The organism is Ruegeria sp. CE9 (assembly GCF_056537425.1).
This window is the reverse complement of record NZ_JBQFRO010000004.1, coordinates 225,971-245,214: the sequence shown is the minus strand read 5'-3', so window position 1 is coordinate 245,214 and position 19,244 is coordinate 225,971. Positions and strand designations below refer to the sequence as shown.

Genomic DNA, 19,244 nt, shown 5'->3' with positions numbered 1-19,244 from the left:
GCGCGCCATGGCTGCTTCAGCCGACGCGGATTTCAAGACACGCCTTCAGAACTGGATACCCAAGCTGGTCCTGTCACCATCGCTGGCGATGATGCTGGTCTTTGTCTACGGATTCATTCTGTTTTCGGTCTACCTGTCCTTCACCGACAGCCGCATTCTGCCGACCTATGGTTGGGTCGGTTGGGAAAACTATGACAAACTTTGGCGCCTAAGTCATTGGGAAACCTCACTGATCAATATGGGGATATTCGCGAGCCTTTATATCGTGATCTGCACCTGTATCGGACTTGGGCTTGCCATTTTCCTTGATCAGAAAATCCGCGGTGAGGGGCTGTTGCGTCCGATTTACCTGTATCCGATGGCGCTGAGTTTCATCGTCACAGGTACCGCCTGGAAGTGGTTCCTTGACCCCGGTATCGGCCTTGAGAACGTGATGCACACCTGGGGTTGGACGAGCTTCGAGTTCGACTGGATCAAAAACCGCGACTACGCAATCTATACTGTCGTTCTGGCCGCCGTCTGGCAGACCAGCGGCTTCGTGATGGCAATGTTTCTCGCCGGTTTGCGCGGGATCGATAACGAAATTCTGCGCGCAGCACAGATGGACGGAGCTTCGAACTGGAACCTCTATCGTCGGATCATCATTCCACAGTTGCGACCAGCGTTCCTGTCGGCCTTCGTGATCTTAAGCCACCTCGCGATCAAGACCTTTGACCTTGTGATCGCTCTGACCGGAGGCGGGCCAGGACGCGCAACCGAACTGCCCGCAACCTTCATGTATTCCTACACGTTCACGCGGAACCAGATGGGTATCGGCGCGGCCTCGGCCACCATCATGCTGATGACCATCGCGGCGATCATGATCCCCTACCTCTACGCCGAATTGCGGGAGAAACGCTGATGTCCCAAGCAACTCAGGATACCGCAATTCGCACGGGCCGGGTCACGCGCACGCTGATCTATCTGGTGCTGCTCTTGTTCGGTCTGTTCTACCTGCTGCCGCTTTATGTGATGCTGGTGAACTCGGTGAAACCACTGGAAGAAATCACCGGTGGCGGCATGATGAACTTGCCGCAGGTCTTCACGTTGGAGCCATGGTTCAAGGCGTGGTCTTCGGCCCAGATCGGCGTCGATCCAACCGGGTTGAAGCCCTATTTCTGGAATTCGATTAAGATGGTGGTTCCGGCCGTGATCGTCTCGACCATTCTTGGTGCGTTGAACGGTTATGTACTGACCAAGTGGCGGTTTAAATACGACACCATTCTGTTCGGCCTGATGCTGTTTGCATGCTTCATTCCCTTCCAGATCGTGCTTATTCCTATGGCGCGGATGCTGGGTATCATCGGGCTGGCAGGTACCACCTGGGGGCTGGCGCTGGTACATGTGGTCTACGGGATCGGCTTCACGACGCTTTATTTCCGCAACTACTACGCCGTCTTCCCGACTGAATTGATCCGGGCCGCCCAAATCGATGGCGCCGGATTCTTCCAGATTTTCTGGCGCATCCTGTTGCCCAGTTCCGGGCCGATCGCGGTGGTGTCGATCATCTGGCAATTCACCAACATCTGGAATGACTTCCTGTTTGGTGCGTCTTTTGCAGATGCCAACAGTCAACCGATGACGGTCGCTCTGAACAACCTGGTGCAGTCGTCAACCGGTGTGAAAGAATACAATGTTCATTTCGCAGGCGCCATTCTGGCCGCCATGCCAACTCTGCTCGTCTACATCGTGGCCGGTCGATACTTCGTCCGCGGCCTGATGGCGGGTTCCGTGAAAGGATAAGGCCTGATGGGTTTTCTGGACATAGATAACGCGACTAAATCCTACGGTTTGGTCGAGGTGCTGCACAAGGTCGACATCTCAGTGCAGGAAGGAGAGTTCCTGGTTCTTGTCGGTCCGTCGGGCTGTGGCAAATCTACCTTGCTGAACATGATTGCCGGGCTCGAAGAAATCACTAGCGGCGAGATTCGCATCAAGGATCAAGTGATGAACGGGGTGCACCCGTCAAACCGCAACATCGCAATGGTGTTCCAAAGCTATGCGCTCTATCCGAACATGACGGTCGGGCAAAACATCACCTTCGGGCTTGAGATGCATGGCGTCCCCAAGTCAGAGCGTGACACTGCGATGCAGGAAGTCGCGAAGCTATTGCAGATCGAACAGTTGCTGGATCGTAAGCCCGGTCAACTTTCGGGCGGTCAGCGTCAGCGCGTAGCGATGGGTCGTGCTTTGGTGCGGAACCCCGATGTGTTTCTGTTCGACGAACCGCTCTCGAACCTAGATGCCAAGCTACGTGTCGACATGCGGACCGAGATCAAGAAGCTGCACCAGAATCTTGGTACCACCATTGTCTACGTCACGCACGATCAGATCGAAGCAATGACTCTGTCCAGCCGCATCGCTGTGATGAATGGCGGCTATGTGCAACAGCTGGGGACGCCACAGGAAATCTATGACACCCCGGCCAATATCTTTGTGGCAACGTTCATGGGTTCGCCCGCGATGAATGTGGTTCCTGCGAAGGTTACAATGTTGAACGGACGCCCACATGCCGAGGTTGCTGTTCATGATGGGTCGATGGCGCAGCTTCCGTTCAGTCAGGACAATCTGGCCGCCTGGGATGGACGCGAGATTCTTTTGGGCATTCGCCCGGAAACGATTACTGACATGGATGGTGCCGACAGAAAGTCTTCGAACATCGCACAGACGACCAATCGGATCGTCGTGACCGAGCCTGCTGGATCGGATACTTTCGTTTCAATGCAATTGGGTGGGCGCGACGTGATCGCGCGGATGCGTTCGGATGCCGAAGTTGCTCCGGGTCAGGATTTTGCCTTTGCCGTCAACATGGAAAAGGCGGTGGCCTTTGATCCCGAAAGCGAGATGCGGATTCTTCCGTGACACGTGCCGACGTCATAATTATTGGGTCCGGAATGGGTGGTGCCACCTTGGCGGCTGCCTTGGCTCCGTCGGGCCGCCGCATCCTTGTTCTGGAAAGAGGGGAGCGCCTGCAGCCCTCGCCACAAGATCGGGATCCGCAGGCCATCTTTGCCAACGGACACTTTCGCCCGGATGAAACCTGGTTGGATGGGGCAGGGCAGTCCTTCAATCCTGGAAACTACTACTGCGTCGGTGGAAATTCCAAATTCTACGGCGCGGCTTTGATCCGCTACAGAAAAGAGGATTTTGAGCCGCGTCAGCATATGGGCGGTCAAGCGCCGGGGTGGCCAATACACTACGACGATTTGGAAGCCGACTACTCAGCGGCGGAAGCATTTTACGATGTGCGTGGAACCACCCAAGAAGACCCTACCGAACCGCCACATAGCGGGAACTACCCATTCCCGCCCGTGCCAGATGAACCGGACATCGCGGACCTGAGGGTTCGGTTAAGCCGTGCTGGTCTGAATCCATCTTCGGTTCCGCTGGGAGTGGACATCAAAAAGTGGCTGGCAGGGGGCCAGACAACCTGGGACGCTTATCCAAACACATGCGGCGGCAAAATGGATGCCGAAACCAATGCGCTTTCTAAGGCTTTGAAACACAAGAATGTTGAGCTGCTTACCAACGCACGCGTTAGAAAGCTGTATGCGGGCGATGACGGTCGGATAGCGAACGTAGACGTCGATGGACTCGGTACATTTAATGCGCCGATTGTCGTCCTCGCAGCGGGTGCGGTACAGTCCTCAGCCTTGTTGCTGCAATCTGCGAACGACAATTGCCCAACGGGCCTTGCCAACCGGTCCGATCAGGTCGGGCGGAATTTCATGAACCACAATTGCTCGGCCGTGATGGCGTTGCATCCCTTTCGTCGAAACAGAGCCGTCTATCAAAAGACGTTGATGTTCAACGACTATTACAACAGCGACGGGCGGGGCGGCCTGCCCTTGGGCAACATTCAGATGCTGGGCAAGATCACCGGACCGATCCTTGCGTCACAAACCCATTTGCCCAGACCAATCGCAGCGATGATCGCCAACCGCAGCTTTGATTTCTACACCATGTCCGAAGACTTGCCCAACCCCGATAGCCGGGTGACGGTCGAAGGCGATCAGATACGGCTTGATTGGAAACGTTCGAACTGGGCGGCGCATGAGGCACTTGTCGCGCGGCTTAAAGGCCACCTGAAGCAAGCAGGATTCCCTGTGGTTCTGTCTCGACCTTTTGATCGGCGTACACCGTCACATCAATGTGGCACGGCCCGGATGGGAAATGACCCTACGGCCAGCGTTGTCGACACCTATTGCCGCGGCCATGACCACAAGAACCTGTTCATTGTCGACGCGTCGGTTCTCCCGACCTCAGCAGCGGTCAATCCGGCACTGACGATAGCCGCACTGGCCCTCAGGGCGGGCCGCCACATTATTGAAACGGAGTTTTCCGCATGACCTCAACAGCATTGGTGACCGGAGGGCAGCAGGGCATTGGTCTTGGGGTCGCGCGCGCCTTGATTGCGGCAGGCTGCAAGGTAGCGGTGGCCTCACGCTCTGCCCCCGACAAACCGGCTGTGCAAGCGGCGTTGGCCGAGCTGGGTCCAAACGCGATCTATCTGCAGCATGATGTGTCCGACATCGATCACGTGCCTGCATTGCTGGATCAGGTTGAGGCGCAACTGGGACCAATCACTGCATTAGTCAACAACGCAGGTGTCGGGGCACCGGTGCGCGGTGACATGTTGGATCTGAAGCCCGAGAACTGGGACTTTGTGCAGAACATCAATCTGCGCGGCGCATTTTTTCTGGCGCAAGACGTCGCGCGGCGCATGCTGGAGCAGTCGGGTGATGCCTATCGGTCGATCACTTTTGTTACGTCGGTCAGCGCTACGATGGTGTCGATCGAACGGGCCGAATACTGCGCGTCCAAAGCGGCCGCGGCGATGATGGCGCAATTGTTTGCGGTGCGCATGGCCCCGCATGGCATCGGCGTGTTCGAGTTGCGGCCCGGTATTATCGCCACCGAAATGACCGCAGGCGTGCGCGACAAATATTCCGACCGCATCGAAGGTGGCCTTGTTCCGGCTGCGCGCTGGGGTGAGCCCGAGGATATTGGGTCCGTCGTCGTTCCGTTGGTACAGGGCCAGATGCATTTTGCGACCGGTGCAGCCATCCCGGTGGATGGTGGCCTGTCGATCTCACGTCTTTAGCTTAGGGCGCATCAGCATGTCTGAAGGATTTGATTTCATTGTCATCGGGGGTGGATCGGCGGGTTCGGTCATCGCCGCGCGCTTGTCCGAAGAGCCCTCGGCGAAAGTGCTGCTGCTTGAAGCAGGATCAAATGATCGCCATCCGTTTTTCCACTTGCCAGCCGGGTTCGCGAAGATGACCAAGGGCATTGGCAGTTGGGGCTGGTCCACAGTTCCGCAAAAGCACATGCAGAACAAGATCTTCAACTACACCCAAGCCAAGGTGATCGGCGGAGGATCAGCGATCAACGCGCAGATCTACACTCGGGGCGCAGCCCAGGATTATGATGACTGGCGGCAAATGGGGTGCGAAGGCTGGAGCTATGCCGACGTGTTGCCTTATTTCAAGAAGTCCGAGGACAACGATACCTACGAAAATGAGTTCCATGGCAAGGGCGGGCCACTGGGTGTGTCCATGCCCGCAGCGCCTTTGCCGATCTGCGATGCCTATATCAAGGCCGCTGGGGAAGTGGGAATTCCCGAAACGCGCGACGTGAACGGCGCGAAACAAGATGGTGCGGGATATTATCAGCTGACCCAGCGCAACGCTCGGCGATCATCTGCCGCAATGGCGTTTATCGCACCCAATCGTAGTCGCCAGAACCTCACGGTCCGAACAGGGGCTCAGGTACGCCGTATCATTGTGGACAAGGGCCGGGCGACCGGTATCGAGATGATGAACGGCGACAAGATCACTGCCTCTAAAGAGGTCATCTTGTCGTCTGGAGCCATCGGCTCGCCACGCTTGCTGCAGCTTTCGGGTATTGGCCCGGCGGATCACTTGGACAGCCTTGGCATCGATGCAGTCTATCATCAGCCTCAGGTGGGCGCGAACCTGCAAGACCATCTGGATTTATACTCGATATGCGAAGTAACAGGGCCGCATACCTATGACCGTTTTGCCAAGCTGCAACTATCGGCATTGGCGGGTCTGCAATACCTGTTCACACGCAAGGGACCAGTGGCATCCAGCTTGTTTGAAACAGGCGGGTTCTGGTACGCCGACCCTGATGCGCGCTCACCAGACCTGCAAATGCACCTTGGGCTCGGCACCGGGATCGAAGCGGGGGTCGAAGCAATGCCCAATGGCGGCGTGACCCTCAATGCGTGTTTCCTGCGCCCTCGGTCCAGAGGTACCGTCCGGTTGCAAAGCGCTGATCCTACGGCCATGCCGCTGATAGACCCGAACTATCTGGCTGACCCATATGATCGCGAAATGTCCATTCGGGGTCTGAAACTGGTGCAGAACATATTGGCCCAGGACGCGCTGAAACCTTACATCCTTGCTGAACGGTTACCGGGGCCGAACGTAAAGTCCGAGCAAGAATATTTCGACATTATCTGTGTACACTCCAAGACTTCTCACCATTGTGCAGGAACCTGCCGGATGGGCAGCGATCCCGAGGCAGTCCTGGACCCGCGATTACGTTTCAATGGGATCGAGGGGCTGCGTGTCGCCGACGCATCGATCATGCCGACCGTGAATTCTTCGAACACCAACGCTCCAACCATCATGATCGGCGAGAAGGCTGCTGACATGATCAAACAAGACCAAGGTTTCTGAAAATGATCCGTCATATTGTACTGACCAAATTTCGACCCGATGTGACTGAAGAGACCATCGGGACCATCTACAAATGTCTCGCTGATCTGTCCGAGGCCCTGCCGGGTGCCAGCGGATTTACCGGGGGTCGGAGCAAAAGCCCCGAACAGATAGAGCGCGGATATATGCATGGCTTCGTGATTGATTTCGAAGATTGGGCCGCGTTGGAAACCTATCAGAATAACGAAACGCACAAGGCACTGGGTGCGCAGCTCGTCGAAAACGCCGTGGGCGGTATCGACGGTATTCTGGTTCTGGATTTGGAGGTCTAAGTCGATGCAAGTGGTATTGCCAACACAGGATGGACGGCTGGAGACATATGCGTTGACTGGTACCCCGCTGATACCGCGCGCGCCGAAAGTTCCCCTGACACGGACGGCTTTTGCTGCGGCGCATGTGGTCTCGGATCCTCTAGCCGAACGCAACCCATGGGATGGCCGACCCGCAGTGGATTGGGACACGACCCTGCAATTCCGACAGGGTCTGTGGGATCAAGGGTTGGGTCTGGCCGAGGCCATGGACACCGCGCAACGCGGTATGGGAGTCGATTGGGAAACAGCATTAGAGTTGATCCGGCGCACCATGAAGGCGGCGCGGGCACATCATTTGTCACCACGGGTCGCTTGCGGGGCAGGCACCGATCACCTGCCGCTGAGCGCGCTGAATACCGCAGGCGAAATCCTGTCAGCCTATGAGCATCAAGCAGCGGCGATTGAAGCCGCCGGAGGGCAACTGATCTTAATGGCGTCTCGCGCATTCCCGGCGATTAATGCTGGCCCGGACACCTACCATGACGTCTATCGCGCGTTGATCGACGGGGCGGCTGAACCGGTCATCCTGCATTGGCTGGGGGATATGTTCGATCCCGCCCTGACCGGCTATTGGGGCAGCACAGATGTCGACGCGGCAAGTGATTTTGTGCTGTCATTGATCAATGAAAACCCTGCCAAAGTGGATGGGATCAAAATCTCACTTCTGGATCAGGCGCATGAAGAAGCCTTCCGCGCGCGGTTGCCGGAAGGTGTTCGCCTATATACCGGCGATGATTTCAACTATGCTGATCTTATTGCCGGGGATGGGGATCACTACTCCCATGCGCTTCTGGGGATTTTTGCAGCCATCGCCCCGGCGGCAAGTCAGGCGCTGGAAGCACTGGCGCAGAACGACATGGATCGCTACCATGCACTGTTCACACCAACTGTGCCTCTCAGCCGTGAGATTTTTCGCGCTCCAACCCGGTTCTACAAGGCTGGAATTGCCTATTTGGCGTGGCTCAACGGATCCCAATCTCATTTCATTATGCCGGGTGGTTTTCAATCGAGCCGCGACATTTGTCACTATGCACAGGTTTTCCGGCTGGCGGATCAGGCCGGTTTGCTATCGGACCCGGAACTGGCTAAAGCACGAATTACGACGCTTCTCAGTTTGCACGGAGTCGAACAATAGCCTGAATGCGCAGACCGACGATCATAGATGTTGCTCGCACAGCAGGCGTTTCAAAATCGACGGTCAGCCTTGTGTTGCAAGGCAGTTCGCAGGTGAAGCCAGAGACGCGCAAGCTGGTTCATGCCGCGATGAAACAGATTGGGTATGTCTATAACAGGTCTGCGGCCAATCTGCGATCGACGGGAACCGCGTTGATCGGTTTGGTCATCAACGACCTGACCAACCCGTTCTTTACCGAATTTGCAACGTCGCTGCAGATGGCGCTGGGATCTCGGGGCTATGCAGTTGTCGTTGCCAATACAAATGAAGACCCTGAAATCCAGGATCAGGTTGTGGGCGCGATGCTGGAACACGGCGTGTCGGCGCTCATACTTTCCCCGGCATATGGCGATGTGTCAAACACCCTATCGACCGTCGAGCGCGCGGGCATTCCCGCCATGCAGGTGCTGCGGCAAGTTGATCGCGAAACGGGCAGGTTCCCTTTTATCGCTCCTGATTATGCCAAGGGCGGGCAAGAGGCCACTCAACACCTGATCGAAACCGGTTCACGACAGATCGCGTTTGTCGGAGGGCTTGAAGGCGCTGAAGTCACGCAGGAAAGGCTTTCAGGTTATCTGAAGGCGATGAAGGAAAATGGCCTGCATCCTATCGTAATAACAGGAAAATCAAGCCGATCATTTGGGCACTCTGCCGCGACCGAATTGTTCCGCCAGCATCCGGAATGCGATGCTGCGGTTTGCTTCAACGATCTGGTGGCTTTCGGCATGATCAATGCCTGCCATGAAACTCAAATTAAGATTGGTGAAGAGTTTCAAATTATCGGTTTCGACGACATCAAGGAAGCCTCAGAATGCTGGCCAGCACTGTCTACTGTGCATTGTGGAGTTTCTGAATTCGGAGAACTGGTTGCGGATACCGTATTGCGATGGCTGCAGGATGGAACGACGCCTTCAAAACACAGGAAGTCAGCGACCCGTTTGGTATTGAGGCAAACCACCAAGGCCATCGAACCGCCAAGGTAAGCTAAACCAAACGGTGTGAGGTGGGATTATCAAATTCTGGAATTAAACGTTCTACAATTGACAAAGAGTCGCTCCATAGCAAAGCATTGATCGGTCCTCATTAACTGCGAAGAATACGGATGCGACTCTTTCTGACCCTTCTTGTACCCGTCCTTGTCGTTGTTCTGGTCATTCTACTCATCAGCAGTCTTACGCCACCCGACAAAATACGTCTTGCGACCGGGCCTAAGGATGGAGGCTATTGGAAGATAGGAGCAGAATATCGAGCTAAGCTTGCCAAAGATAACATTTCTTTGGAGTTGATCGAGACAGCGGGCTCAATTGAGAACATCCAAAAATTGGCAGACGGAGAGGTTGATGTCGCCTTTGTGCAGGGGGGTATCCCGCTTCCTAAGGGACACGATCTTGAATCTCTCGGGGCGCTTTTTCCGGAACCTCTGGTCATTTTCAAACGTACCGCGGCGCAGGTTGGCCGGTACCCTGGCGATTGGCGTGGGCTTCGCTTGGCTGCGGGGCGAGAGGGGTCAGGCGCGCGGGCCGCAGCCCTTGCGCTAATCGAGGCTGCAGGCCTCCAAGATTCTGGGATTGTATTGCAGGAAATTGGTGGGTTTGAAGCTATCGATGCACTGCGCACTCGGGAAGTGGACGCGGCTTTGTTCGTGTCGCCGCTTGAGGCGCCATACTTGACCGAGGCAATCATTGATCCAGAACTGGACATGATCAAGATGGCCTTGATTGATGCGCTTTCATTCAGTTTTGCCAGCGCCCATTCTGCAGTGGTGCCAGCAGGATCAACCATATTGGCACCGCCACGACCGGTTGAGGATGTCAAAATACTAACGTTGACCGCGTCCATGATTGCGACCAGCCAGATACATCCTGCGATTGTTGACCGGCTTGTTCACAGTGCGAATAAAATTCACGGCGATCGCACCGTGCTACAAGAGGCAAAAGAGTTTCCCAACACCAACTCACCACCGGCTCCAATTAACGATGTTGCTTGGCACATGATTAACTCTGGCCCAAGCATTCTTCATGACATTTTTCCATTTTGGATTGCGGCCCAGTTTGGCAGAGTATTGTTGTTTCTTTTGCCACTGGTGTTCCTTGCGCCATTGCTGAGATTCGTTCCGGCAATTTACGTATGGTTCCAAAACAGAAGAGTTTGGCGTCATTATCAGCGCATATCCGCGCTTGAGGCTGCGATTGAAGATGCGACCACGACGGATGAGATCGATGCCGTCGCAAAAAAACTGGACGAGGTTGCGGCAACACTCGCAAGTCTGAATTTGCCTCTCGCCTATCGCCAGAAAGCCTATGACGCGCGACTTCATATTGAGTTGATCAGTCAAGATATTGAGCGGCGGCGGTCGAGCCAGCTTAGTGAACCGGAATTGCGTAGTAAAATGTGAGGCAGACACGGGATTGGCGCTCGGCAAAAAGGGTGTCCAAAACACAAAGCCATTTGTCATCACGACCTGACTTGAGCTGGGTGTTGATCTGTTTGGTCAAGGCTTCGACCATCAGCATCGGATATCAAACTAATTCGGGATTATTCGCCTCCTCACCCGTCATTGTTGACGCAACGCACGTTTAACGGCAGTCTTTAGGCATTCGTGCGAGTATTTCATTCTATGCGATTTGAATGCGTTTCGTTTTTAAGGGAGCGAATTCATGACTGTTGATAAAACTTTTTTTGACCGCAAAATTTCATGCGATCCGCTGCCGGTGGCGATTACTGAAGGCCCACTGCTGTGTCATAATTTGGTGATGTCCTGATGGCGCATCGGTGGATCAGAAGCCACGCGATTGATGGTAGTGCGGCAATATTGGCGTTGTTTTGCGCCGACTTGATCGTTCGAACAAGTTATCAGATCGGTAAGGCTCCGGTTCTGACAATTGTAGCGATCGACCTGAACATGGCGCCGCTGTTTTTAGGGACCATTGCGTCGATTTCCACGGCCACCGGTTTCTTTCTCAAACCCGTATTCGGTGTGCTGTCTGATCGGATTGGGCGTCGGATCTGGCTTATCATTGGCGCGTCGCTCTTTGCCGGGGTACCGCTGCTCTACAATTTTGTCGAAACGCCTGGTGACCTTGTTGCGCTGCGTTTGTTCCACGGTCTGGCCACCGCAATATATGGCCCAATCACGCTGGCTTATATTGCTGCGACGCGCCGTGTAGGTGTGGCCGAGACATTCGGATGGTTCGGCCTTGCGCGTACTGCTGCGAATATCTCGGGTCCCATGATCGGCGGTGCGGCGTTGATGATCGCCGAACCAGAAAGCATCTACACCGCCACCAGTTTCTTTGCAGCGGTTGCCTTTTGTTTCCTGCTACCGCTCAATGAACCTAAACGGCAACAGGAGTCGCGTCTACGCACCGGGCTGCGTGGCGGATGGCGGCAGTTGAAAGCGGCCAATCGCACCATCATTTTAATCGGTACAGTTGAATTCACGGTGCACATTGCGATCTATGCTGTGAAGGGATTTGCCCCTGTCCTGATGCTATTGAGCGGGGGCCATCCCATCGCTGTCGGGACCTTCCTAGCCACCCAAGAGGCGGTAGCAGCGATCTTACGCCCGGTCATGGGGCGCTTGTCTGATCGTATGGGGCCAAGAACACCTATGGTTTTGGGTCTGATCCTTGTGTCGGCGGGGTTGTTGACTATCGCCGCTACTGGACAAGGTGCATCGATGTTGATCGCTGCGGTGCTGATCGGAAGCGGGCAGGGTGCCTTTGGACCCGCTGCATTATCGAGTATTGCCAACACCGTACCTGCTCCACATCTTGGTCTGGCATATGGTGTCATTGGGTCGCTGCGCAATGCGGGAAAGATTGTAGGCCCAATAGCCGCGGGTGGCCTCACGACATTTTTCTCCGCTCCATTTGCCTTTTCAGCACTGGCTGTTGTCCCGTTGATCGCTCTCGCTCCGATGGTTTATCTGAAGCTAAACCTGCTCAGTAGATCAGAGGCTGAACCCGCCAAGCTGAGAGATGGATGATCCTGTCTGAACGGCCGGACATTGGCAGGGATTGAATGGCGGGTTTCATCGGTTAAAGAACGGAGCGTAAGTGTCTTATGTGCAGACAATATTGCAAAATGTCCCGAATCGTGATAGGGTATCTAGATTAATTTTTTGTTAAAAGTACATATATATCAGTTACTTATGGTATCGTTTCCAACTATTTAACCGCCCCTTTGCTGAGAATTCGCAAGTCGTGCTCGGTGGGGCAATGGGGGATAGAATGGCCGATAAGAAAGCACCGACTGTTGCCGCACAAATCCGGGCTGCGAAGGCTCCGAAAGGCAGCAACCTAGAGACGCTCATACGCGACAATCAGGATTTCGACGTTCTGGGCGCCACCGAGTTCGACGACGATTACTCTTTGCCGTTGTGGTTGCGTGTTTTGTGGAGAAAGCAGCATCCTGAAATCACGATGCCCGACACAAATCCAGGTGCGGCGTATCCAGAGGCTCTGTCGCAAATCCATAAACGTATGGTCGCCGAACCAAACAAGGCTTGGCTTAATCTGCCGGATAAATCCGAGCAGAAATAAGCCCGGGTGCACAGCCCAATCGTAATTTTTATTCAGCGAGAAATGTTATGCCCGATTTCAGAATTTCCGGCGCGTCCAGCAACGATCGCAGTGAATCAGACATTCGACTAAACATATATGATTCTGACCGTGTGATTGCCGCTTCGAACGATTTGAACGATACGACTATGCCGCACTTCGTCTCGACCGATGGCGGTGCAAATTGGACCACGACCAATTTACCCGCGCAAGCAGGGGACATAGCACAATCCGACCCCGAGGTGGATTGGGCCTCGGACGGTACAGCCTGGTCACTGGCCTTGGGTATTGATGGCTCATTCAATATTCGGAACTATGCGTTTAGCTCACCAGACAACGGAGCGACCTGGAATTTTGACGCAACCGTCTCGGGCGCACAACTGGCTGCTGACCGGCAAATCATCTGGGTTGACAAAAGCCCGACCTCGCCGTTCCGCGATCAGGTCTACTCGGTTTGGCACAATGGCACGCCTGTCTTCTTTTCGCGCCGTACCCCCGGACCCGGAGGCACGTGGTCGGCGCCGGTTCAGATCAGTGGTGCCGAGACAACGGTGGTTGGTATCGGCGCGGATGTACGGACCAACGCAAATGGCGATGTATTCGTCTTCTGGCCGGATGCAGATGGAAGCAGGAATATCGTCTTCGTGCGCTCGGTCGATGGTGGGAATACTTTTACCGCGCCTCAGGTGATTGCGACGACATTCGCCAACACACGGCGGTTGAACATCCCGGCCGGCAGTTCGCGGCGGCTGCGTGTCTATGTCTCTGCTGACGCTTATCGCACCGCGACCAGGAACATGGTTTATGCCGTCTGGTCTGATCTGAGTGGGGAAACCGGATGTACCACCGGAGGAGGGCCCGGCTCGGATGCCACGTCCACCTGCAAAACCAGGGTTTGGTTCACTCGTTCCACTGATGGGGGTAACACCTGGTCAGCGCCGGTGATGATCAACAACCAGTCAGGGTTGAATGATCAATTCCATTCCCGTCTCTGCGTTGATCAGTCCAATGGATTGATCGTCGTGACCTATCACGACACGGTGGCAGATTCGGACCGGATTGAGAGCCATGTCTACTATCAGACCTCGTCTGATGACGGGCAGACCTGGAGCGCGGCAACTCAAATCACGACCCAACCCAGCGATGCGACCGGTGCTGCGGTCGACCCGAATGGGTTTGGTTATGGTGACTATGACGGGCTGCACGGCCATCACGGCACCTTCTACCCATGCTGGACCGACTTTCGTAATGGCGTTGAAGAGATTTGGAGCGACCGGCTATCGCTGGTCCTTAAGCAGAGCTATTTCATTCTGGATCGGTCATCGCTGGGTCAGGATGAGGTCAATGCGATGCTTGCGCAGGCGAGCCCGTTCAACTTATCGGCGAGCGTCTATGTCGTGGTGGATGGTTTTACGGCATCCGAATTGGGCATTACCGCGTCTGATCTAAGCGGGGTACCGACGACCAGGCCAAATCTCACGACGACTCCGGCGTTGAGCGGAATTTCCTTCGGTGAACCCACCCAACTGATCGCCGAAGATTCCTCGCTGCCAACAAACCTGACCCAGCGGTTCACGTGGGTCTATGACATCACGGTAAGCAGCGATGCTGATTTCACTGCAACGCTAGTGAACGTTGGTCTATCGGCTTCTATCGGAGGCACCACAGCGGCGGCTGTCTTTGAGCTTCGGCAAGAGCCCAACCCCTATGAAGTGGATGGTCAAACCCACTGGTTGTCCACCGACCTGCGGGTCTTTCAGGTCAAAGATGGCGACGGCAGGTTTGGTGCGACGCTATCAGGGTCATCGATCGGTGCGGCCTCAAATTACATCAAGGCGGCGATTTCCAATCTTAACGACGGATCGACGACCGATGACTTTGACAACCTCCCGACCAATTCCGCAAATGAGATTGCGCTTTACCAAACTGATAGTTCGGGCACTGCAGTTTTCAACTTTGCACTGGCGCGCGTGCGTTACCGCGCATTGGTTGATGACGCCGAAACGGTCCGGGTGTTCTTCCGTCTGTTCCCGGCGCTTGCCGTGTCACTGGACTTTGATCAGAGCACAACTTACCGGCGGTTCTCGGATGGCGCGCTGAATGGTCAGGCGATCCCGCTGCTTGGACAGGTTAATAGCAATATCCTTTCCATTCCCTGCTTTGCAGAGCCACGGGTCGACGCATCTTCGGTCAGCATGACAACCCAGACCGACCCTGCAAATGTACAGGACATCATACATGATCCCACTGGGGTTGAGGTTGAGGCTTTCTTTGGCTGCATCCTGGACGTCAATCAGCCGGGGCAGACAGAGTTTCCGTTGAACCCAACGAATGATGGGCCCTTTGGCGGCACGCTGCAGTCGATTCTGGCGCTGACACGCAACGCACACCAGTGTCTGGTGGCCGAGATCGCTTTTGACCCTGATGCCATTCAGACCGGGCAGACGCCTTCAACCTCAGACAAGCTGGCGCAGCGCAATCTGACACAGGTCGAATCCGACAATCCCGGCGCGATTGGCTCTCGGAGAATTCCAAATACTTTCGAGGTGAAGCCGACGCCAACCACACATGCCGCAGCCGGTTTCCATGACGAATTGATGATCGACTGGGGGAATGTGCCTCAAGGCGCTGTTGGGCGTGTTTACCTGCCGGGCACGGCACCGGATGAAGTGCTGGACCTCGCCAAGCGCCTCTATCGGGCACGTGATCTGACGCGTGTGGATGCGCATACCATCCAGCTGAACGCTGGGGGTATCAGCTATATCCCCATCCCGCCGGGAACTTCGTTGCCTCAGGCCGGATTGTTGACGATCGATTTGCCCGAAGGTGTGAAACGCGGTCAGACGTTCCGCGCGGTCGTGCGTCAGCTCACCCATAAGGCACGTGCGCGGAAGTCCACCAACGGGGCAGTCGACACGGCAACCGATGCCGTTGTCGGGCTGGCAGCGGTCACGACAACCGCCACAGTCGCCGCCGCGACGAAGCCGACAAGCAGATTTGCGATCTGGGAGGAGGTTACAGGCGCCTTCGAAGTTGCGATCCCTGTTTCCACCCGAGCCTTGTTATTTGAACCCGAGACGAGGCTTCTGTCAGTCCTGCGATGGATCTTAGGCGGCATTCCTGCCGGTGATCGCTGGTTCTTGCCCTTCAAGCGCTATGTTGCCGAAATCGGACAACGAGTTGGGGGCTTTGGCGGTGATCCGGGATCGGTGAAACCTGATCCAAACGGTCTGCCGGGCGGGTTCGGCATCAAAGATCCAGACGGCCCAGATCTGACCAAACCGCGGCGATCTGCCGAAGGTAAAGTGATCTCATTGCTTTATGATCGTTGGGGGGATTTCGAAGGGTTTGTTCTGGACACCGGCGGTCGCAAGTTACGGTTCGAAAGCCGGGAGCATACCATTGAAGACCTAGCTGAAACAGCGTGGCGCGAGCGTATTCTTGTTGCGGTGTTTGCTAACCCCGATGATCACAGACGCCCCGAGAAGATTGTGTTCCGGTATGCGCCGAGGCCCCACTGGGGTTAATGGCTTATCGATGCTAAGGCGTTATGAAGCGTTGAAGAATCCTGGGTGAAACCCAACGCGTTTTCTGGTTCCGCATTCTCCGACCACTTCCACTTGATCCCCGATAAGGTCGAGCGATCGGATGGCAGACCCCGAGGGCCAGGCGATGGCGCCAATCGCATGTTTGACAATTCTTGTTGTGCTATCGGAAAGAGCCAAGGCACCCGGTCCACCAAGCGATACATCGCGATCCGGGCCTAAGATATGTTCAGCAGACCCTTCCTCGATTCCCAGGCATCCGTAATGGCGGCCCGACCAGGGCGGGAAATCCCGCCCGCCATTTGAATGCCACAGCATCGTCATCGGGAGCGAAGTTGAATGTTTCAGTGAGATGAACACGTCGCCCTCAACCGGTCGGGTTACTGCCGTCCATCCCAGTTCTTGGCCTGGTGCATCTATTCCGACCACAAAGTCTTCGTGTTGTGGAAACCAAGGATAGCGTGTCAAATCTGCGCTGCCATCAATCGCCGGGAACTGAGTTGGGTCCTCACTATATGCGGGGTAGATCAAGCCTGATCTTCCGCGTTTCGGATCGGATTCCTGCGGTGTCGGAGGCGTCATCCAGCAGGATTTAGAAGACGTGCGGATTAACCCCCCGTTTGGCAGTGAGATATTCGCATGGTTTGCCACGGGAACTGATCCGGCGCCGCCTATGAAACTGTGTTCCTGATAGACAAAGGGATGACCTGGGGAAAGCCATAGCTCTTTGATCACCTCAGCGTCATTCACTCGATGCTCCAGTCGGGCCGAAAGTCGATCGCTGGATGAATCCGTGACTGACCAGGGCGCGTTGGCAGGCCACCCGTGCAACGGAGCCCCATCTTTTTCCTGCCCAAATGGGGCACAGAAAAAATCACCCCCGAGTTTGTACAAATGCGGCGCTAAACCTTCTGGCAGAGCTTCGTCTGATCCGACCCAAGTGGCGCGATGCAGCGGAGAAATTTCGGCTTCGCCATCCGTCACGGTAAAGCTATTGATCATGCCGATTTCGGGATCGAAGGACAGTCGGATTTTGTTCGTAAATAAGTCTATCATCACAAGGGGTTTCCATCCGAATTAGATGTAACTTTCTTGGTGCTGCCCGGCACAATCGCTTTTACCGCATATCTGTTCATGGCCGTGTCAGACAAGGATCATAACCTTACCGTTTTCGATCTTGGTTGGGTAAGTTCCCAGCTTTTCACAGGCGGGGGCACGTAAAGCTTCACCTGACCGATAATCGAATATCCCATTGTGCCTTGGGCATTCGATCTCATTGTCCATCACAAGACCATCGGCCAAGTGAACCTGCTCGTGCGTACACAACCCATCGGTACAAAAGAACTCCTCATCGGCGCTGCGGACAATCGCGTAGGTCTTGTTGGCATGGTCCCAACGAATAACATCTTCTTCCTCAACATCATCGACGGCTATTGCTTCGATCCAAGGCATTGGTCCCTCCAGCCTATGGAATTTCTAATCCTCACCGCTCCGATCCGGCACATGCGCATGAAGATGGGCTTTGTATGGTCGCGCGGTCGTGGGGAGCGTTCTGACCAGTGTATAACTCGGGTCCGCACGCTGCCGCATCACTGCGCCCATCATCTCTTTGTAACCCTCCCAGATTGAGGCATTTGCAGCAGGCAGATCATCCTTGATTTCCTCGTGCAAGGCGGGAAGCGCATAATATGGCACCATCGGAAACATGTGGTGTTCAACGTGGTAGTTCATGTTCCAGTACAGCCAGCGGCTGATGGGGTTCATATAGACCGTGCGGGAATTTAACCGGTGGTCGATGACATCCTCGGGCAGACCACCGTGTTGAAGCAATCCGGTCATGACAAAATGCCAGCAGCCGTAAATTCTGGGGCCTCCGATCAACAAGATTGGGATCGTTGATCGCCATCCCATGCCGCTTGCGAACATGGTTCCCGAAACGACTGAGACAACTGCGTAGACAAGCATGTGAACCCGGGCCCAAAAGACGACCTTTGGCCATTCGGACTTGGGGATGTAATCCATTTCGTCCGGTGATAGATGGCCCAACGCATTGCGAAATAAGACCCCGAGCGATTGCCAAGTGTCATAAATGCCGACAAAAGCGATTGCCTTCAGCATCAAATTGATTGGATGCATCCATGCGATTTCCGGATCACGGCCAACGATCAACGTGTCAGTGTGATGACGTGCGTGGCTCCAGCGCCAGTTCACTGGGTTTCGCATAATCTGGAATGAGGCGATGTGGTACACAACGTCATTCATCCAGCGTGTCCGAAAAGCGGTTCCATGACCGCACTCGTGCCAGCGACTGTCGCAGGCAGAGCCATAGACCACCCCATATGCCAGCCAAAACGGAAGCGAGAGCCAGCTTCCCCAAAAATATATGCCGCCTGCGGCGAACACGAAATGAAGCAAAAGCCAAATTGCCGTGTCGCGCAAGGCCGGGGCATCGCGGCGTTTCATAAGGGACTTCATCGTTTTGCGAGGGAGTTCGCTGTGGTACCACTCTGCCGCTGCAAGCCCGATTTCTTGGGCTTTTTTGCCAGTTGCACCCGTTAGCGCATAGTCCCGGTTCGCGACCTGCCTCGAAACTGGTTGTTGGATATCAGTCATATGTACAGGCTCAATGGATTTCAGGGTTCTCCCAAGTCTGTTAGCTCTAAAGAGCCAACGATAGCGGCTGGCGTACAGACAACCAGTTTTGAAAACCTGTGCCAAAGCATCAAGCCCAACCTCCATCAGATTACATCAAATTGGGTCACCGATCACGATTGTCGCGAGCTATTTCAGACCAACTTTTGGCGCCCAGTCCTGATTACCGATGTAATCTGACGTGTAAGGATCAAGACGAATTTCCGTTTCCGTGT

16 protein-coding genes are annotated in these 19,244 nt (G+C 55.1%); 13 read left to right on the top strand and 3 right to left on the bottom strand.

Going from position 1 to position 19,244, the window contains the following annotated elements:
* Positions 1 to 7 precede the first annotated feature (7 nt).
* The 13 genes from ACR0B3_RS10520 (at position 8) to ACR0B3_RS10460 (ending at position 16,359) form a co-directional block, all read left to right on the top strand.
* On the top strand, positions 8 to 901 hold the full coding sequence (locus tag ACR0B3_RS10520; RefSeq protein WP_170686349.1) for a carbohydrate ABC transporter permease: 894 nt from the start codon (positions 8 to 10) through the stop codon (positions 899 to 901).
* Positions 901 to 1,782: a carbohydrate ABC transporter permease gene (locus ACR0B3_RS10515; protein ID WP_170614506.1), complete on the top strand. Its 882-nt coding sequence runs from the start codon at positions 901 to 903 to the stop codon at positions 1,780 to 1,782. Before ACR0B3_RS10520 ends, ACR0B3_RS10515 begins: the two co-directional genes overlap by 1 nt.
* 6 nt (positions 1,783 to 1,788) lie before the next feature.
* Positions 1,789 to 2,901, top strand: a complete 1,113-nt coding sequence (locus ACR0B3_RS10510; RefSeq protein ID WP_480809013.1) for an ABC transporter ATP-binding protein — start codon at positions 1,789 to 1,791, stop codon at positions 2,899 to 2,901.
* On the top strand, positions 2,898 to 4,388 hold the full coding sequence (locus tag ACR0B3_RS10505; protein WP_480809012.1) for an FAD-dependent oxidoreductase: 1,491 nt from the start codon (positions 2,898 to 2,900) through the stop codon (positions 4,386 to 4,388). Before ACR0B3_RS10510 ends, ACR0B3_RS10505 begins: the two co-directional genes overlap by 4 nt.
* A complete protein-coding gene (locus ACR0B3_RS10500) occupies positions 4,385 to 5,143 on the top strand; it encodes a 3-ketoacyl-ACP reductase (RefSeq protein WP_480809011.1) in 759 nt (252 codons plus the stop codon). Before ACR0B3_RS10505 ends, ACR0B3_RS10500 begins: the two co-directional genes overlap by 4 nt.
* Before the next feature lie 16 nt (positions 5,144 to 5,159).
* A complete protein-coding gene (locus ACR0B3_RS10495) occupies positions 5,160 to 6,746 on the top strand; it encodes a GMC family oxidoreductase (protein WP_480809010.1) in 1,587 nt (528 codons plus the stop codon).
* A 2-nt stretch (positions 6,747 to 6,748) separates the two neighbouring features.
* Positions 6,749 to 7,057 carry a Dabb family protein gene (locus ACR0B3_RS10490; protein WP_480809009.1) on the top strand — a complete coding sequence of 103 codons (309 nt, stop codon included), beginning with the start codon at positions 6,749 to 6,751 and terminating at the stop codon, positions 7,055 to 7,057.
* A 4-nt stretch (positions 7,058 to 7,061) separates the two neighbouring features.
* The gene (locus ACR0B3_RS10485) at positions 7,062 to 8,231 is read left to right on the top strand and encodes a dihydrodipicolinate synthase family protein (RefSeq protein ID WP_480809008.1); all 1,170 of its coding nucleotides are present in this window, start codon (positions 7,062 to 7,064) and stop codon (positions 8,229 to 8,231) included.
* 5 nt (positions 8,232 to 8,236) lie between these two features.
* A complete protein-coding gene (locus ACR0B3_RS10480; protein WP_480809007.1) occupies positions 8,237 to 9,253 on the top strand; it encodes a LacI family DNA-binding transcriptional regulator in 1,017 nt (338 codons plus the stop codon).
* Between the two features lie 119 nt (positions 9,254 to 9,372).
* Positions 9,373 to 10,665 (top strand): TAXI family TRAP transporter solute-binding subunit, encoded by a 1,293-nt coding sequence (locus tag ACR0B3_RS10475; RefSeq protein ID WP_480809006.1) that lies wholly within the window; start codon positions 9,373 to 9,375, stop codon positions 10,663 to 10,665.
* Positions 10,666 to 11,031: 366 nt separating this feature from the next.
* Entirely contained in the window at positions 11,032 to 12,258 is a 1,227-nt protein-coding gene (locus tag ACR0B3_RS10470; protein WP_480809005.1) for an MFS transporter, read from the top strand.
* 244 nt (positions 12,259 to 12,502) lie between these two features.
* The gene (locus tag ACR0B3_RS10465) at positions 12,503 to 12,814 is read left to right on the top strand and encodes a hypothetical protein (RefSeq protein ID WP_170686334.1); all 312 of its coding nucleotides are present in this window, start codon (positions 12,503 to 12,505) and stop codon (positions 12,812 to 12,814) included.
* A gap of 47 nt (positions 12,815 to 12,861) precedes the next feature.
* Positions 12,862 to 16,359 (top strand): sialidase family protein, encoded by a 3,498-nt coding sequence (locus tag ACR0B3_RS10460; RefSeq protein WP_480809004.1) that lies wholly within the window; start codon positions 12,862 to 12,864, stop codon positions 16,357 to 16,359.
* Between the two features lie 21 nt (positions 16,360 to 16,380).
* On the opposite strand, the gene ACR0B3_RS10455 is transcribed toward ACR0B3_RS10460, so the two are convergent.
* From ACR0B3_RS10455 to ACR0B3_RS10445, 3 genes are all read right to left on the bottom strand, one after another.
* The gene (locus ACR0B3_RS10455) at positions 16,381 to 17,433 is read right to left on the bottom strand and encodes a hypothetical protein (protein WP_480809003.1); all 1,053 of its coding nucleotides are present in this window, start codon (positions 17,431 to 17,433) and stop codon (positions 16,381 to 16,383) included.
* Positions 17,434 to 17,520: 87 nt separating this feature from the next.
* A complete protein-coding gene (locus ACR0B3_RS10450; protein ID WP_480809002.1) occupies positions 17,521 to 17,829 on the bottom strand; it encodes a MocE family 2Fe-2S type ferredoxin in 309 nt (102 codons plus the stop codon).
* A 24-nt stretch (positions 17,830 to 17,853) separates the two neighbouring features.
* Positions 17,854 to 18,840, bottom strand: coding sequence for a fatty acid desaturase family protein (locus ACR0B3_RS10445; protein WP_480809001.1), 987 nt, complete (start codon positions 18,838 to 18,840; stop codon positions 17,854 to 17,856).
* Positions 18,841 to 19,244 lie beyond the last annotated feature (404 nt).

Coding starts and splice junctions, on each gene's coding strand:
- ACR0B3_RS10495 (WP_480809010.1), top strand. CDS start 5,160: ATGTCTGAAGGATTTGATTTCATTGTCATCGGGGGTGGATCGGCGGGT.
- ACR0B3_RS10515 (WP_170614506.1), top strand. CDS start 901: ATGTCCCAAGCAACTCAGGATACCGCAATTCGCACGGGCCGGGTCACG.
- ACR0B3_RS10510 (WP_480809013.1), top strand. CDS start 1,789: ATGGGTTTTCTGGACATAGATAACGCGACTAAATCCTACGGTTTGGTC.
- ACR0B3_RS10475 (WP_480809006.1), top strand. CDS start 9,373: ATGCGACTCTTTCTGACCCTTCTTGTACCCGTCCTTGTCGTTGTTCTG.
- ACR0B3_RS10500 (WP_480809011.1), top strand. CDS start 4,385: ATGACCTCAACAGCATTGGTGACCGGAGGGCAGCAGGGCATTGGTCTT.
- ACR0B3_RS10520 (WP_170686349.1), top strand. CDS start 8: ATGGCTGCTTCAGCCGACGCGGATTTCAAGACACGCCTTCAGAACTGG.
- ACR0B3_RS10445 (WP_480809001.1), bottom strand. CDS start 18,840: ATGAAACGCCGCGATGCCCCGGCCTTGCGCGACACGGCAATTTGGCTT.
- ACR0B3_RS10450 (WP_480809002.1), bottom strand. CDS start 17,829: ATGCCTTGGATCGAAGCAATAGCCGTCGATGATGTTGAGGAAGAAGAT.
- ACR0B3_RS10490 (WP_480809009.1), top strand. CDS start 6,749: ATGATCCGTCATATTGTACTGACCAAATTTCGACCCGATGTGACTGAA.
- ACR0B3_RS10455 (WP_480809003.1), bottom strand. CDS start 17,433: ATGATAGACTTATTTACGAACAAAATCCGACTGTCCTTCGATCCCGAA.
- ACR0B3_RS10465 (WP_170686334.1), top strand. CDS start 12,503: ATGGCCGATAAGAAAGCACCGACTGTTGCCGCACAAATCCGGGCTGCG.
- ACR0B3_RS10460 (WP_480809004.1), top strand. CDS start 12,862: ATGCCCGATTTCAGAATTTCCGGCGCGTCCAGCAACGATCGCAGTGAA.
- ACR0B3_RS10480 (WP_480809007.1), top strand. CDS start 8,237: ATGCGCAGACCGACGATCATAGATGTTGCTCGCACAGCAGGCGTTTCA.
- ACR0B3_RS10485 (WP_480809008.1), top strand. CDS start 7,062: ATGCAAGTGGTATTGCCAACACAGGATGGACGGCTGGAGACATATGCG.
- ACR0B3_RS10470 (WP_480809005.1), top strand. CDS start 11,032: ATGGCGCATCGGTGGATCAGAAGCCACGCGATTGATGGTAGTGCGGCA.